This is a genomic window from Buttiauxella brennerae ATCC 51605 (assembly GCF_001654925.1).
GTDB lineage: Bacteria > Pseudomonadota > Gammaproteobacteria > Enterobacterales > Enterobacteriaceae > Buttiauxella > Buttiauxella brennerae.
Genome location: NZ_LXER01000015.1, coordinates 34,293 through 50,501, shown reverse-complemented (window position 1 = coordinate 50,501; position 16,209 = coordinate 34,293). Strand labels below are relative to the sequence as shown.

The following is a 16,209-nucleotide window of genomic DNA, read 5'->3' as shown; positions in this document are numbered from 1 at the left end:
TCAATAAATTTATCTCTATCGCTATGACTCGGCAGCAATTTTTCAAGCATAAGTATCACCGTCATGACCATTCACTCATGCATTTTGCAGAATGTATCCAGAGCATGGGACAACGCAGACGGATTTTCCCACGACATTGAATGCCCGCAGTCTGGTAATACTGTAGTCGTGATTTTCAGGGTTTGAACTTTAGTGAAATCGCTATCAGGCAAGGAGCTTTCACCGAATATTAGGCTTTTGGGTTTCTTCAGATGCGCGAACATCTCAAACCAGTTATTCCCGGTTATCAGACTATCGGCTCCTCGCCAAACAGCCCAAGGTGCGGCAACAGATAAACTTCCTGCCCAGGGGCCCGTTTCGTCGGCGACCAAAGATGTATGGATGCGTGCGACATAATTATCTTCTGTATAGCTGCATATTTGTTTGCTGAAAAACCCACCTCCTGGATGGAAGTTGGGTTCAGAAACAATCAACGCGCACAGACATTCAGCTAATCGTTGAGAAGCCTCAATACAAATACTGCCTCCCATACTGTGGCCATAGAGAAAGAACTTTTTCAAACAGAGATGGGAAATCAGTTCGGCAACGACTGCAGACTGCTCGGTAATTGTATAACTGAAATCTTTGGGTTTCTCGCTATATCCGTAACCCGGAAGGTCGATAAGAATCGCCCTTCGTCCAGCAAAATTTTTATCAGCAACGACGCGAGGATATTCATAAGATGAGGCGCAACCAAGGCCATGAACAAAAACTAATGGCGTCCCTGTTCCGGGTAAGTCCAGCCAGCGAACGCGGCATTTTGCTACAGCGGAGAAAAACGATTCCATACCATTAATCTTCAGAAGCAGGATGGGAAGAAACACCCAATATTTTGTTCATATTGATACCGGTGACAGCAAAACCGTTAGTTTCATAGACCTGTCTGGCTCTGCGGTTATCTCCAGCCACCCGAAGTTTGATCTGGTTATAGCCTTGCTGAATTAGCCGCTCTTCCAGACTTTTCATCGCCTCACTACCCAGCCCCAGGCCACGAAACTGAGGAAAGAGATAAAAGTCGTTGATGTAAACAGATTTTAGTTCTGAGTCCGGCTTATACCATAGATAGCCAATATGCTGTTCTTCACCCAAATGGGTTTGTGTAATGCATAACACGACCTGCCCGGCACTCTTTTCACCGTCCGGGAAACTTGCCTCTGTCTCACGTCGCGCCTGTAATAAAGCATCCGCTTCGGATAGTCGATAACTACTGGCTATCTCACTTGCATAATCCACAACGAAGTAATCAACAAAGGCGAGAAAATCATGGCGTAACATAGGTCTGAACGTAACCATTTTTCATCCTTGTTTGTGTATTTACCGAGTCCAAAATATGACGCTTCCCATATCAGGAAGCGTCCGTCGAGATTAATTCAATTTGGCTTTCGAGAAATCGCTACCGTTCAGGCTTACGCTGTAACCTGTCACATTGCTGCGGGTCGCGTAGAAGGTTTTACCGTTCGCGAGTGGGATCCACGGAGCTTGCTGGTAGAACACTTCCTGCGCCTGTTCGTACAATTTGGCACGAGCAGCCGGGTCGCTGGTCAGCTTCGCTTTCTTCGTCAACGCGTCGTAATCTTTATCGCACCAGCGCGCGACGTTAGAGCCGCTTTTAATGCTGCCGCAACCCAGCAGTGTGTCCGCGAAATTATCCGGGTCACCGTTGTCGCTCATCCAGCCAAACAGCGCGGAAGAGTGCTCGCCTTTACGCATGCCTGCAAGATATTCGCCCCACTCAAAGGTGACGATTTTCGCGTTCACACCGACTTTCGCCCAGTCATGCTGGATCATCTCAGCGATACGGCGTGAGTTCGGGTTGTACGGGCGTTGCACCGGCATTGACCACAAATCGGTATCGAAACCTTTCTCTAATCCCGCTTGCTTCAACAACGCTTTTGCTTTGGCTGGGTTGTAGGAACGATCGTTAAGTGTTTTATCATAACCTAACATCGCAGGTGGAATTGGCGATTTGGCAATAGTGCCTGAGCCCATAAACACCGCATTAATAATGGCTTGCTTATCGACGGCGTAGTTCAGTGCCTGGCGGACCAGCACGTTATCAAACGGTTTTTTAGTGGTATTGAACGCCAGATAACCCACGTTCAAACCATCGACGGTATGCAACTCGAGGTTCTTGTCAGATTTAATGGCTTCAAACTGAACCGGTGCCGGTGCGGGGATAATCTGGCACTCGTTCTTCTGCAATTTCGCCATACGTGTCTGCACATTTGGCGTGATTGAGAAGATCAGGTGTTTGGTCGGCACTTCGCCATTCCAGTAATTCGGGTTCGCGATATAACGAATCAACGAATCCACTTTGTATTCCTGTAACGCGTACGGGCCGGTGCCGATTGGCGCGGTATCCACTTTTTCTGGCGTGCCCGCTTTTAGCATGGCATCAGCATATTCAGCCGATAGAATCGAAGCAAAGTCCATGCCCCAGTCGGCAAGGAACGCCGCATTTGGCTCGCTCAACGTGAACTGGACGTGATTGTCATCAATCTTCTTCACGTCGGTAATCAGCTTATCGAGCCCGACATCATTAAAGTATTCGTAAGTCGCCTGCGATACATTGTGGTACGGGTTTTTCGGGTCTTTCTGGCGCATCACCGAGAAAACCACGTCGTCGGCGTTAAAGTCACGCGTCGGCTTAAATTCTTTATTGCTGTTTAATTTCACGCCCTTACGCAAGGTAAAGGTATAGGTTTTACCGTCCGGGCTGATTTCCCACGCGGTCGCCAGTGATGGCACCGGCAGGTTATCGCTGGTACGGAACTCGACCAGGCGGTTATACAGCGTTTGCGAGCTGGCAACGAAAGTTGGGCCGGAGCTGGCGATTTGTGGGTTGAAGGATTCTGGAGAGGCTTCGGAACAGTAAACCAGCGTACTGTTATTTGCGGCGGCGAACGCCGCAGATGCCGGTAACAGACTGCTTAACAGCAGCGCGAGTAGTGTTTTCCCTGTCGACATATTTTTGCCTTTTAGATGCTTGCCAAAGTGATGTGTGAACTTATTATTTTAAGTATTAATCACACCATAACCCTGCGTCGCTGACAAATAACAAAAGGCTCTCACGTTATTCAATAACAGCGATATTCGTGCATTTTTACGTCAGACGCAGCACAAAATACCGCTAATGGTTTTTACAATGATGCAACAAACCGTTGCAGGATCGCTCGCGAGAACGGCGTGTCATTCACCGCAGCCAATAATGCATCACGGTCTTTGCCTTTCATCGCCACCCTTTCACTGCGACTTGTGATGATTTTATTCATCACAGGGGCGCTAAATTCTGGATGGAATTGCACTGAAAAAGCGCTGGGTGAATAACGGATTATCTGGTGCGGATCATGATGTGATGCGCCCAGAACCACGGCACCTGGAGGCAGTTCAAGGACGCTCTGCTCATGGCTTAAAAACGTATCGAATGTCTTCGGCAATCCGTTAAGCAACGGATCATCAGGTGCCACATCATTCAGCGTGACGGCAATTTGCCCGACTTCGCTGCCCTTAGGGTGATAATCCACCACGCCACCTAGCGCATAGGCCATCAACTGGTGCCCATAACAGACGCCCAACACGGGTATGCCTGTCTGAATAATCTCCCGCAGCCACTCGGCGGTGCGCTCGCTCCACGCTTCGTGTTCCGTCACCATCGCCCACGAACCAGAAATCACCGCACCACTAAACGTTCCCACTGCGGGCAACGGCTCCCCTTCAAATGGGCACACCACGCTGATCGGGCCAACATCACCCAACGCAGCGCTAAACCAGGCCGGTTGCTCACCAACGGCTTTACGAATATCTAACGGCGGATGGCCCATTTGAACCAATAATAGCGGCAAGTTTTGTGTCATGGATTGAAGGCCCTTTTAGCTTTTGGGGAAGAATAATCAGTAGCACAAAAACGCAGGGTCACCCAATGACTTAAGTGCAATCGCCCGAGAATTAGAAAAAAGTGCCGCCTATTGGGCCGTTTGCCTGCGCCGGAAATCCGTAAAATGGAAAGTGTGAAGATGGCTCAAGTTGAGCTGAAAACAGCGGGATTGATGACGTGGCAAAAACATTATTGCGCAGCGGATGCCTTGATGACTTTCTTTCGCTTGGCGAAAACGGGCAGACGGTGTTTGACTCAGCGCTACAAATTCGCGAGACATTGCGCTTACGCAAACAGCAAGCGGTGGTCGATAGCCTGGCGATCCCTCAGCCAAATGATGAAGGCGACCGGGTGGACTGGTACGCACCCTGCGAGGGGTCTGTCATCAGTTGGGCGGCGGCCAGTGACGAGCAACGCAAGAAAGCCCTGCGTTACCTGGATAACTGCCAGACCAATGTCGCCTCGCTCATTCAACGCTGCCAGCAAGCTGAAAAAACCGCCATCCAGCTGTTTGGTTCATTGCTGGCAAATGCAATGCAGTTTCCGGGCAGCCAGCATGTGTACTTGATAGACGGCAAACCGGTACTGACATTCTGGGGTTTTGTGAACCTCAACAGCAGCGCCCGCACCGACGCACTGGATTGCCTGCGCGTGAGCGAAGAACAAGAGCCTGTTATCGAGTTCCTTCCTGAGCCACCACCAGCCGCGCCACCGGTTATCGTCATCAGCGAACCTGATGAACCGCTCTATTCCATGGCCGCGCAAGCCTACACCGCGCCGCACGTCGAAACAGCACCGGAGCAAACCGCCGCTCCAGAAGCAATACCAGAAGTGATTGCCGCGAAGAAACCAAAACGCTGGTTACTGCCCGTTGCCGCCGCCATTGTTGCCAGCATTGCCGCCCCGCTCTCTTATTATCTGGTATCGGCGCCCCATGCCGAACCTTTAGCCAAAGTTGCTGTTGAAGTTAAACCAAAGGCCATTGCCCCGGCACAAATTCAGGCCGAACCGGTTGCCCATGTTTCCACGCTGCCGGTTGCGCAAGCGGCAGTTGTTGAGCCTGCGGCACCGGAACCTGCGCCGCAAACTGAACCCGATGCTGTTGCCTCAACCGCCCCTGTCGATATCCCCAAAGGCGCGTTAGTTTTACCGCCTGATTCATTAAAAATCGGCTCCACCAAGTTCCTGAATGGCAACTGGCGTGTGGCTATCAATGTCAAAGATTCGATAACCGGCAAGCCGCCCACGCTGCGTTACCAAATCACCAATAACAAAGGCACTGTGCGCCTGGTGCACGGCGACAACATTGTCTGCAAAGCGGAAACGTTCTCCGGCCTGATGCAGTCCGGCACGTTAATGATCAAAACCCGTGGCAATGCACGTTGCAGCGATGGTTCGCGCTATCCGCTGCCGGAAATATCCTGCAAGCCTGGTGAGAACGATGTGGCCGAATGCAGTGGCAAATACGCGGGTGACACCGTGGTTCCCGTGACGTTTAAAAAAGTGGGTGATTAATCGATGTTTGCCACTCTGTATCCCTATAAGCCGAGCGTGACGCTCATCAAAGACAGCGGTATTCAGTTTCTGGACTTCGGCCTTGCGCCGCAGCCAAATGCCCCGCATACCGGGCGCTTTGTGCGTAAAACGGCAAACGGTCCGCTGCTGCGCCTGGATTATGATGTCATTCCGGGAAAATTTACCCTGCCGGGTACGTCGGGTTCCGCGCCTGAAGTCGTGAAACCAGAAAGCACCATTACACTTGGCCATTCGTTAAAACTGCTGGATAAAACCTGGCTGCCGCTGCCGTTCCTGCGCTTTAACCCGCCGCGCACGTTTGTTGGTGGCCCGGAAAACTGGGCGCGGGTGCAGATCCGCTGCCTTGAAACGCCTGACTCCGCCGGGAATACCGTGCGCATCACTATTGCTCTGGACACCAAAATCCTCGCCGACGACAACCCGGCGGCGCATCTGGCCCCGACGCAAAATGATGTGCGAAACGGTGCGCGCTTCGCGCTTGCCTGGCACAACGAAGAAATTAACGATTTTATCGACCAGACCTGGGTCGATGGCTGGCTGCGTGAAGTGTTCACGCAGTTTGTCTCGCGCCATGAAACACGCACCGAGCGTGAAATCAGCAACGCGCTGAAAACCTTCGAGTATCAGGCGCATTACCTCAATATTATTGAAATGCTTGGCGCACAGCTTGCCGTGCCGGAAGTGAAAATCGTCACCGCCACGCTGCAATCGCCAGCGATCCCGGTCGATCTGGTGCTCGATGTCGGCAACACCCACACCTGCGGCGTGTTGATTGAAGACCATGGCGAAGCAAACGATGGCCTACGCCAGACCGCCGAGCTGCAAATTCGCTCGCTCAGCGAGCCGCAAACCATCAACGAAGCGATGTTCACCAGCCGCCTCGAGTTCTCGGAAGCGAAATTCGGCAAACAGCATTTCTCGGTAGAAAGTGGCCGCGACGATGCGTTTATCTGGCCATCGATTGCCCGTGTCGGCGATGAGGCCCGCAGTATGGCCTCTGCCCGTTTAGGCACCGACGGTGCAAGCGGCATCTCCAGCCCGCGCCGCTACCTGTGGGATGAAACCCCAGCCAACCAGGACTGGCGCTTTAGCCAGATGGGGGTGAAAACCCAACGCGAACCGCTGGCAACCGCTTATCCCTTAATGAACCTGATGAACGATGACGGGCAACCGCTCTATTCCCTGCCGTTAGAAGACCGCCTCCCGGTGTTCTCACCGCAATACAGCCGCAGTTCGTTGATGACATTAATGCTGTGCGAATTACTGGCGCAGGCGCTGATGCAAATCAACAGCGTTGGTTCGCGCCAGAGCATGGGCCACCTTAATGCACCTCGCCAGTTACGCCACCTGATCCTGACCTTACCCTCGGCGATGCCAAAACAAGAGCGTGAAATCTTCCGCCAGCGGATGCAGGAAGCGGTTGGCCTGGTGTGGAAAGCGATGGAGTGGCACCCGACTGACGAAGGTTTCACCAGCGAGCGCGATTTTCAGAAAAGTGTGGTGCCGGTACCGGATGTGCAGATGGAGTGGGATGAAGCCACTTGCGGGCAACTGGTGTGGTTATATAACGAAGCACTGGTTAACTATGCCGGGCAGACGGGCAATTTCTTCCAGAGCCTTGCCCGCCCGGACCGCAAATTAGCCGCCGATGAACTGCCGGGTAAAACCCTGCGCGTGGCCTCGATTGATATTGGTGGTGGCACGACCGACATGGCTATCACGCAGTATCAGCTCGATGACGGCGTGGGCAGCAATGTGAAAATCGCCCCGCGTCTGCTGTTCCGCGAAGGCTTCAAAGTCGCGGGCGATGACATTCTGCTGGATGTTATCCAGCGCTGCGTGCTCCCGGCACTTCAGGCACAAATTCACCATGCGGGTGTGGTCGACACCACCGGATTGATGACCACGCTGTTTGGTGAGTCCGGGCGCATGGACACCCGTGGCACACTGCGCCAACAAACCGCGCTACAACTGTTTATTCCGCTCGGCCACGCGGTGCTGTCGTGCTGGGAAAATAGTGACCCTGACGACAGCCATGCCACACTTGAAGCCACCTTTGGCGAGCTGTTAACCCAGCGCCCGACCGATAATGTGATCAACTATGTTCAACAAGCGGTGCAGCACGCACTGCCAGCCGATGCGCCGCCGTTTGATCTGTTCAGCGTGCCATTACACGTTGAACTGGCATCGCTGCAAGAGGCGTTGCTTGCCGGGCAATTTACGCTCACCGCCCCATTACAGGCGCTGTGTGAAGTGATAAGCCACTACTGCTGTGATGTGCTGCTGGTCACCGGTCGCCCCGGCTGTTTGCCTGGCGTGCAGGCACTGCTGCGCTACCAACAACCGGTGCCGGTGAACCGCATCGTCTGGCTGGATAACTATCAGACTCATGAATGGTATCCGTTCAGTCAGCAAGGGCGTATTGGCAACCCGAAATCGACCGCCGCCGTGGGGGCGATGTTGTGCAGTCTGGCGATGGACTTGCGCTTGCCCGGATTTAACTTCAAAGCGTCGGACATTCAGGCTTACTCCACCGTGCGTTATCTCGGCATGCTCGACGGTAACAACACCCTGGTGGATAAAAACGTCTGGTATCGCGATATCGATCTCGATGACCCCCGATCGACACTCGATACCCGCCTGCATTTCCCACTGCGCGGCAACGCTTGTCTCGGGTTCCGCCAGCTTGATGACGCCCGCTGGCCTGCAACGCCGCTGTATACCCTCGCGATTAACTCGCCGCAGTTGGCGAAATCCATTGCGGGCGAAGGTGTGCTGAACGTGCGTTTACAACAAACCCGCGAAGCTGACGCCTTTGTGCTGGCAGAAGCCTGGTTGCAGGACGGCAGCAAAGTGCCGCTCAACCAGCTGAGTTTTAAATTGAATACCCTGGCAGGAAGCTACAGCGGTGCCAGCCATTACTGGATTGACAGCGGGAGCGTGTATCAAAAATGAAACCAACAAACTCAACGCTTCACCCTTTAGTGAACTGGATCCAACAGACGCGTGAATCTGTGCCGTTGGTAGAAAACGAAGCCGATAGCTTGCTGCAAAAGCTGGCTGTTTTACAGCAGCGCCAGCAACAACTCGACTTACAGGCGGAGCAACCACTAACAATTGGTTTATATGGCCACTCCGTTGCGGGTAAACATCACCTGTTGACGACGCTGCTGGGTGATAACCTGGATCGCATCGAAATTTCGCTCGGCGGGAAAGTGCTGGATTACCTGACGCACATTAACCCAGGGCATGCGCCCAGCGTTGCCGTGCGTTTTACGCGCCGTGAGTTGCCGGTAGCGGAACATTACCCGCTGCTGCTGACGCTGTTCCATACCCTCACCCTGGCCCAACGCATGATTCGCCAGTATCACGCCCAGGATGCGACACGCTTCGCACAGCCAGAAGTGATTGCTGCAAAACTTAAAGAACTTCAGGCGAAGCGCCAGGCACAAAGCATGCAGGGACTTACGCCAGCACAGGTGTCTGATATCGCGCAGACTTACCATCAGGTTGTGCGCCGCCAGCACCATCTGGATAGTGCTTTGTGGCAGCAAATGGCGGAACTGCTGCCGTGGCTGAGCTGTGCAGATCAGGCATCCCTGCTGGCCCCGCTATGGGGCGATAACGCGGCTATCACTTCACACTGGCAGCAGCTTGCCGAAACGCTGAATCATTTGGGTAACGCTCACCAGGTTTTGGCTCCAGCCAGTTTGCTGGTGGATACCTTCCTGCTGCCGGTCGAAGGCTTCCTGATCCCGACCACCCCTGACGAGCCTGAAATCAGTGCCGACGTGATGGTTTGCCCTCTGTTCGGCGTTGATGTCGGCACTCAAGTCAGCCTTGCCCAGCAGGATTTACAGCAACTTTGCGCTGAAATTACCTTAACACTCAACCACTCGCCAAAACTTACACAGGTGGATGTGGTCGATATCCCGCTGCAACAACTCGACGATTACGCGCACTATTTGCAGCCCGACAAACTGGTGGTGTGCAACGCGGCAGCCGAGCGCAGAGAAGTTAACGCCGCAGGTAAAATGCTGGCTCGTTGGGTCGATAAAACTCAGGCCAGCAACGCCACCACGCCGGGGCTGATTTGGGCAATTACGCCGCGCGATGCCCGTTTCAGCGGTGTCAATCTCGATGAGGGCGTGCAGCGTGTCATTGGACTGCCGGGTAAACGCTGGGGAACGCTGCAAGCGCTGGACAGCCGTAACATGCACCGCCTGCTGGAATGGCTGGCCGATGCGCTGGTTCCGGCACAACGCACGTTGCGCATGGAGATGTTACAGGCGGCGCTGAGTGACGAGATCAACGCCCTTTTCAGCCATATTCTTGAAGACCAAAACCTCGCGCCGGAACGCGCCCGCGCTCAGGCCGAAGAGCTGGTCCGTGCGCTGCAATCCCATGCCACTCAGCATGGTGAACTGCTTGCCAGCCTGCTTCCGGCACGCCATGTGTTGCAGCAACGCTGGTTGAGTCACCAACAAATGCGTAACCAGCAACCCGCTGGCTTTAGTCTGGATATCGACCTGTTTGCCGACACCGACCATAACGAAACGCTGACGCGCGGCCCGGACAGTTTTGCAAACGTGGTCCATTTACTCTGGGTGAACCATTTGCGTGAGCTTGCCACTCGCCGGGACATCGCCCACCTTTCGGGGATGGACAATACCCAACTACAGGCTCTGTGTCAGTTACTGGTCGTCGCCAGTTACCGGCTGAAATTACCGGAACAGCTTGAAGCGGCGCTGCGCCACGGCGACGGCAGCATGGCGCAGGAAATCACCTGTGTGAGCGCGGTGCTGGGGGATTTTGTCAGCTGGTTGGGATACGCCCATGTTGAACCGTCTTTGCGCCCGGCAAGCCGTGTGAATAAAGGCTCGCCTGTTTTCGCGCCGCTTAAGCAAGCCACTGCCAGCACACGTCTGGTGCGTTTAGGCGATCAGCCGGCACGAGGCAACACACTGTATGTTTACGACTGGCTGGTGGCGTTATATTCGCGTGCCGTGGAAAACATCGGTTATCGCCATCCGCTGGAAGTGAGCGAGCAACAACGCCAGCAGTTGCGCGAGCTACTGGTGTAGCCCGGCGTTATGGCGGATGTCGCTGGTGCCAGCGACATCCATTCTTCTCACTTAAAGCCCGAAAGAGTGCCCCTCGCCCTGCCAGCCCGTGGTGTGTAAGAACTGCTCCCACGTTAATGCATTCGGGTTTATCTGGCGGCTCCACTGTAAATCGCGCTCTTGCTGATAATAACCGTACTCAACGGCGTATTCGGCCATCCCGATGACTTCTTCCACTAACCCGCCCATTTGTGCAAACGCCGGGAAATGGTTCAGCAATTCTTCACGCGTCACCGCCGAGCTATAAACCGCCTTTTTACCCGTCACGCGGTTAAAGGTTTCGACCATTTCAGCAGGTGTGAGCATCTCGCCTATTACCGGCAATGTGCGGCCTGTGTATTTATTCTGGTTATCAAAAATCTCCAGCACAGCTGGGCCTGTTGCCGTGAGCGGGTCAACAAACGGCGCGCGAAAATCTTCAGGTAAATAGATTGGGAAAATTAATGCGTCGTCGGCCTGACGCGGCTGGTAATACTCAAGCAGGTTGGTATAGAAAAACGCCATCATAATAAATGAGCTGGCGATGGGCAGCGTACGGATGTACTCCTCAATCTGGCCTTTATCAGTAAAGTGCGGCACCCATTTTTTGCCCTCGGTGATGTGCCCAACGTTTTCCAGGCTGCTGAAAACCAGGTGCTGTACGCCTGCTTCAACCGCCGCATCAGCAATTTCTTTGCCTAACGCGGCTTCATGGGTCTGCGCGTTAACCGCTTCAGGGGTGATGCCGGGCGTCAGCATAAACACACCATGTGCGCCATTAAAAGCCTGAATTAATTCTTCTTTGTGCCCTAACTCCAGCGGCACATTAATGAGCTCAGCCCCTAAATGTGCGAGCTCCTGCGCTTGCGGGGAATCCACTCGCCGGGTTAATGCCCGCACCTGGTAACGCTGACTTTCCAGCAGCGAACGCACAACGCTGCGCCCTTGTTTACTCAATGCGCCGACAACGGTGATCAGTGGTTTGTGATTTGCTGACATAGTTCTGCTCCTGATGATTTTTACGTTTCTGGCTTGAATTATCGGGAGCGCTGAGGGATAAGAGAAATCGTATATTTTATATTAAGGAATCCACCAGATGGATACCACACGCATTGACTTAAACTTGCTGCTGACACTCGAAGCATTACTTGCCGAACAGAATGTGACCAAAGCGGCGGTACGACTCCATCTCAGCCAGCCTGCGGTCAGCGCACAACTTAACCGCCTGCGCGATTTATTCGATGACCCATTACTGATCCCCGCCAGGCGAGGAATGACGCCAACGGTAAAGGCGCTTGAGTTGATTATTCCGGTGCGCGAATCCCTGGAAAAATTGCGGCACACGCTGCAATCCCACAAAGATTTTCACCCTGAGCGTGCGAAACTGACCGTCGCCATTAGCTGCACCGACTACACCCAGGCCGCCATCGTAATGCCGCTGGTGTTAGCGCTGCGGAAACAAGCGCCAGGCGTGCGTATTGCCGTGCGCCCCTACCATCCGGTGCTGTTTGAACAGCAACTGGCGAGCGGCGAAGTTGATATCGCCATTGCGTCACAAGATGCTTCAAAAGCACACCTGCGCAGCCGCCATTTGTTTGATGAAACTTACGTGTTGATTGGGCGGCGTGACCATCCGGCACTCAAAGAAAACCTCACCATCGAAGAGTTTGTTCAGCTCGAGCATGTGATTGTTTCACCCACTGGCGGCAGCTTTACCACCCCCATTGACGACGCGCTGGCCACCTTCGGACACAAGCGAAATGTGGTGATGTCGGCGGCAACTTTTATGTTCGTGCCACAAATCGTCTCGGTGAGCGACATGGTCGCGTTGGTTCCGCGCCGCTTATTACTGGCACAACCGCAGCAACTGACGGTCACGGAATTACCCTGGCTTGCAGAGCAGTTTGACGTCAGCCTGGTCTGGCACGAACGCAGCCACGGGCACGCCGGGCATCGTTGGGTTAGAGAGTTGATTGCACAGGTAATGTCGGGCACGTAACCACATTAAATTGCTGGGAAAATCGGCTTATTCTCACTACACTCGATGGCACTTTAACATTTAAATAACAAAAGAGGTGTCAGATGCACAACACATCCCCTGTCTCTATTTCCATGCTTATTGGCGGCCAGTCTGTAAGTGCGCAGAATGAAGCGACGTTTGAGCGCCGCAATCCACTTGATGAACACGTTGCCACCATCGCGCCTGCCGCCACGGCTGATGACGCGTGCGCCGCGGTTGAAGCCGCAAGCCAGGCTTTTGTCAGCTGGTCACAAACCGGGCCAAACCAACGCCGTGCCCTGCTGCTGAAAGCCGCCGATGCACTTGAGGCAAAACAGGCTGCATTTGTTGCCGCAATGGCCGCTGAAACCGGCGCAACCGCACAGTGGGCAGAATTTAATGTGCATTTGGCTGCCGGAATTTTGCGTGAAGCCGCCGCACTCACCACCCAAATCAACGGCGAAGTTATCCCGTCTGATGTGCCAGGAAACCTCGCAATGGCCATTCGCCAGCCTGCAGGCGTCGTGCTGGGCATGGCGCCGTGGAATGCGCCCGTGATCCTTGGCGTTCGCGCCATCGCCACCCCACTTGCCTGCGGCAACTGTGTGGTGCTGAAAGGTTCTGAAATATCCCCGGCAACCCATGGCTTGATCATCGATGCGCTCAATGAAGCGGGCTTCCCGGCAGGCGTGGTCAATTTCGTGACCAATGCCCCGCAAGATGCAGCAACCGTGGTGGAAACCATGATTGCGCACCCGGCTGTTCGCCGGGTTAATTTTACCGGCTCGACGCACGTCGGGCGCATCATCGCGCAAACCTGTGCACGCTATCTCAAACCTGTCATTTTAGAGCTGGGAGGCAAAGCGCCATTGCTGGTTCTGCACGATGCCGATATTGAACTGGCCGTTAACTGCGCAGCCTTCGGGGCTTTTGCAAACTCGGGGCAAATTTGTATGTCGACCGAGCGAGTTGTGGTGGACGAACGTATCGCTGATGAGTTTGTGGCAAAATTTGCCGCTAAAGCTGCCAGTTTACCCTGCGGTGACCCGCGCCTCGGCCCGACTGTTCTGGGCTCGGTTGTGGATGTGCAGACGGTTTCCCGCTGCAATGATTTGATTGATGATGCACTGGCAAAAGGGGCGAAAATTGTCTGCGGTGGTAAAGCCGACTCAACATTAATGCCTGCCACGGTGCTGGATTTTGTCACCAACGAAATGCGGATTTACCACGAAGAATCCTTCGGGCCGGTAAAAGGCGTGATCCGTGCAAAAAGCGACGACGAGGCGGTGGCAATCGCCAACGACAACGATCTGGGCCTTTCAGCAGCAGTCTTCAGCCGTGACACGGCGCGGGCGTGGAATATTGCCAGCCGTATTCAAAGCGGCATTTGCCATATCAATAGCCCAACGGTGCACGACGAAGCGCAGATGCCATTTGGCGGGGTTAAAGATTCGGGATATGGGCGTTTCGGCGGGCTTGCAGGGGTCAGAGAGTTTACTGAGTTACGCTGGATAACGATGCAAATGCAGCCACGCTCACTACCGTTTTGAGTCACAAATAGAGTATGCCAGCGCCTGGCCCGCTGGCATTTATTGATGATTTCTGCCAGGATTTGCTCATCCATCAACCAACTGAATATAAGGAGGATCCCATGCTGTTTTGTGAAATGTTGTTTATTTCGCAGACTTTTGGCGATCGTCATAGCTCAAGCGTTATCGATATCGCACTGCGATAATCCGGCTTGAGCGAAGCACACCACTGAAAATCCTTCCCTCGGGCTTACCGGGTTATCGTCAGAAATATTTGACGAGGCGTTTTATCGCCTGACTCTTGAGTAAGCAAAATGAGCACATTATTAACCGCACAATCTCTTAGCCTAGATACCGCATTCGGCCCGCTGTTGGCTGAAGTCACTTTTACGTTAAAAAAAGGCGACCGCCTCGGCTTAATCGGCCACAACGGCTGCGGAAAAAGTACCCTTCTCAAACTCCTCGACGGCACTCTATTACCCAATAGTGGCAGCGTGACGCGTGCGCATCACTGCCTGCTGGCGCGTGTGGAACAGCATTTGCCGGAAGATTTGCATTCACTGACGCTGCTGGATGCCGTGATGGCGCGACTAAGCCCTGCACAACAGCACACCGACGGCTGGCGAGCACAAGCACTTTTAGCCAGCATGGGGTTTGATGAAACGGCCTGGCAACTGACCGCCGGAACACTCAGCGGTGGGCAGCACACGCGGTTACTACTGGCGCGCGCGTTGATCACTGAGCCGGATTTGCTGCTGCTGGACGAACCGAGTAACCACCTTGATCTGCCGACGCTGCTGTGGCTTGAGCAGTTTTTACGGACCTGGAACGGCAGCTTTGTGTTGGTTTCTCACGACCAGCACCTGCTGGATAATGTCACCAACGGTACGTGGATCCTGCGCGACCAGCAGCTGAGTTTCTTCCAGTTACCCTGCTCGGCGGCACGTGCCGCACTGGTTGAGCGCGATAAAACCGATGCTCATCGTCACCAGGCCGAGCAAAAGGAAATTGACCGTATTGCCGCCAGTGCAAAGCGCCTGGCTATTTGGGGCAAAGTCTACGACAACGAAGATCTCGCCCGCAAAGCCAAGCAGATGGAAAAGCGCGTCGACAAGTTAAAGGACAGCCAGACTGAACTCAGCGCCGCAAACCAATGGCAATTGATACTCAAAGGTGAAGCGTTACCGGCAGACAGATTGCTGGAAATGGAAAACCTGGCCGTCAGCCCGGCGCCAGATTGCCCGCCGTTGTTTAAGCTTGCGATACAACGTATGAAAAGTGGTGATCGGGTGGCAATAATCGGGCGTAACGGCTGTGGTAAATCATCACTGCTGCGCCTGCTGTGGCAGCATTATCAGCAGCCGCACGAAGATGGCGGGATTCGCCTGCATCCTCGTGTCGATATGGGCTATTACGACCAGACGCTGCACCAGTTGCGTGACAACGATACGCTGCTGGAAGCGCTGGAGCCGTTCGCGGCGTTAACCGAACGTGACCGTAAAATGGCGTTAATCAGCGCCGGTTTTGCCTGGCTGCGCCACGGGCAAACGGTCAGCACCCTCAGCGGTGGCGAGCGTTCACGCCTGCTTTTCGTTGGGCTGACGCTTGCGCGTTATTCACTGCTTTTGCTTGATGAGCCAACCAACCACCTGGATATGCAAGGTAAAGAGGCGCTGGCTGAAACGCTGCAAAGTTACGAGGGTGGCGTGTTGCTGGTGACGCACGACCGGACGTTAATCGCCAAAAGCTGTAATCGCTTCTGGCTGATGGATAACGGCGAGCTAAGCGAGTGGCACTCTCTCGATGGACTGTACGAGCAGTTGACGGGTGACCATGGCGAAGTCGTGACAACGTCACAAAATAATGTGACGCCAACGGTTGTTCAGGTTCATTCGGAAACCGAAAGCTGGCTGGAACGCCTGGTCGAACTGGAGGAGAAACTTGCACAGGATTTAGCGCGCAAGCAAAGCCACCAGAAACCGGCGCTACAGCAGCAATGACAAGCGGAGATAGCCGCGCTTAATCTGCGGCTGGAAATGGAGTAAGGGTTGGTGCCGGATAGCGTTTGCTAATCCGGCCTACGGAGGTCTGTGCAATCGTTGTGTCGGATGTCGCTGCGCTAATCCGACC

At 54.1% G+C, this 16,209-nt stretch carries 12 protein-coding genes; 7 read left to right on the top strand and 5 right to left on the bottom strand.

From position 1 onward, the window contains the following. Positions 1 to 71: 71 nt before the first annotated feature. The 4 genes from M975_RS07385 to M975_RS07370 form a co-directional block, all read right to left on the bottom strand. Complete coding sequence (locus M975_RS07385; protein WP_064558400.1) at positions 72 to 827, bottom strand: alpha/beta fold hydrolase; 756 nt, start codon at positions 825 to 827, stop codon at positions 72 to 74. 4 nt (positions 828 to 831) lie between these two features. Continuing rightward, positions 832 to 1,332: a GNAT family N-acetyltransferase gene (locus M975_RS07380; RefSeq protein WP_064558398.1), complete on the bottom strand. Its 501-nt coding sequence runs from the start codon at positions 1,330 to 1,332 to the stop codon at positions 832 to 834. 72 nt (positions 1,333 to 1,404) lie between these two features. Continuing rightward, complete coding sequence (locus M975_RS07375; RefSeq protein WP_064558395.1) at positions 1,405 to 3,006, bottom strand: ABC transporter substrate-binding protein; 1,602 nt, start codon at positions 3,004 to 3,006, stop codon at positions 1,405 to 1,407. A 173-nt stretch (positions 3,007 to 3,179) separates the two neighbouring features. After that, complete coding sequence (locus M975_RS07370; protein WP_064558392.1) at positions 3,180 to 3,893, bottom strand: glutamine amidotransferase; 714 nt, start codon at positions 3,891 to 3,893, stop codon at positions 3,180 to 3,182. A gap of 197 nt (positions 3,894 to 4,090) precedes the next feature. Here M975_RS07370 and M975_RS07365 point away from each other — a divergent pair, with 197 nt between their 5' ends. Genes M975_RS07365 through M975_RS07355 form a run of 3 tightly spaced genes read left to right on the top strand, consistent with a single transcriptional unit; the run spans position 4,091 to position 10,533 of the window. After that, entirely contained in the window at positions 4,091 to 5,428 is a 1,338-nt protein-coding gene (locus tag M975_RS07365) for an SrfA family protein (protein ID WP_064558389.1), read from the top strand. Positions 5,429 to 5,431: 3 nt separating this feature from the next. After that, positions 5,432 to 8,404 (top strand): virulence factor SrfB, encoded by a 2,973-nt coding sequence (locus M975_RS07360; protein WP_064558386.1) that lies wholly within the window; start codon positions 5,432 to 5,434, stop codon positions 8,402 to 8,404. Continuing rightward, positions 8,401 to 10,533, top strand: coding sequence for a virulence factor SrfC family protein (locus M975_RS07355; protein ID WP_064558383.1), 2,133 nt, complete (start codon positions 8,401 to 8,403; stop codon positions 10,531 to 10,533). Before M975_RS07360 ends, M975_RS07355 begins: the two co-directional genes overlap by 4 nt. A gap of 51 nt (positions 10,534 to 10,584) precedes the next feature. On the opposite strand, the gene M975_RS07350 is transcribed toward M975_RS07355, so the two are convergent. After that, complete coding sequence (locus M975_RS07350; protein WP_064558380.1) at positions 10,585 to 11,550, bottom strand: NmrA/HSCARG family protein; 966 nt, start codon at positions 11,548 to 11,550, stop codon at positions 10,585 to 10,587. A gap of 97 nt (positions 11,551 to 11,647) precedes the next feature. On the opposite strand from M975_RS07350, the gene M975_RS07345 reads away from it, so the two are divergent. The 4 genes from M975_RS07345 (at position 11,648) to M975_RS07335 (ending at position 16,079) form a co-directional block, all read left to right on the top strand. Further along, a complete protein-coding gene (locus tag M975_RS07345; RefSeq protein ID WP_064558376.1) occupies positions 11,648 to 12,550 on the top strand; it encodes a LysR family transcriptional regulator in 903 nt (300 codons plus the stop codon). A gap of 83 nt (positions 12,551 to 12,633) precedes the next feature. Further along, the gene (locus M975_RS07340) at positions 12,634 to 14,100 is read left to right on the top strand and encodes an aldehyde dehydrogenase (protein WP_064558373.1); all 1,467 of its coding nucleotides are present in this window, start codon (positions 12,634 to 12,636) and stop codon (positions 14,098 to 14,100) included. Positions 14,101 to 14,114: 14 nt separating this feature from the next. Continuing rightward, positions 14,115 to 14,285: a hypothetical protein gene (locus M975_RS22900; protein ID WP_157093347.1), complete on the top strand. Its 171-nt coding sequence runs from the start codon at positions 14,115 to 14,117 to the stop codon at positions 14,283 to 14,285. 108 nt (positions 14,286 to 14,393) lie between these two features. Beyond that, positions 14,394 to 16,079: an ABC-F family ATP-binding cassette domain-containing protein gene (locus M975_RS07335; RefSeq protein WP_064558369.1), complete on the top strand. Its 1,686-nt coding sequence runs from the start codon at positions 14,394 to 14,396 to the stop codon at positions 16,077 to 16,079. The last annotated feature ends 130 nt before the right edge of the window (positions 16,080 to 16,209 follow it).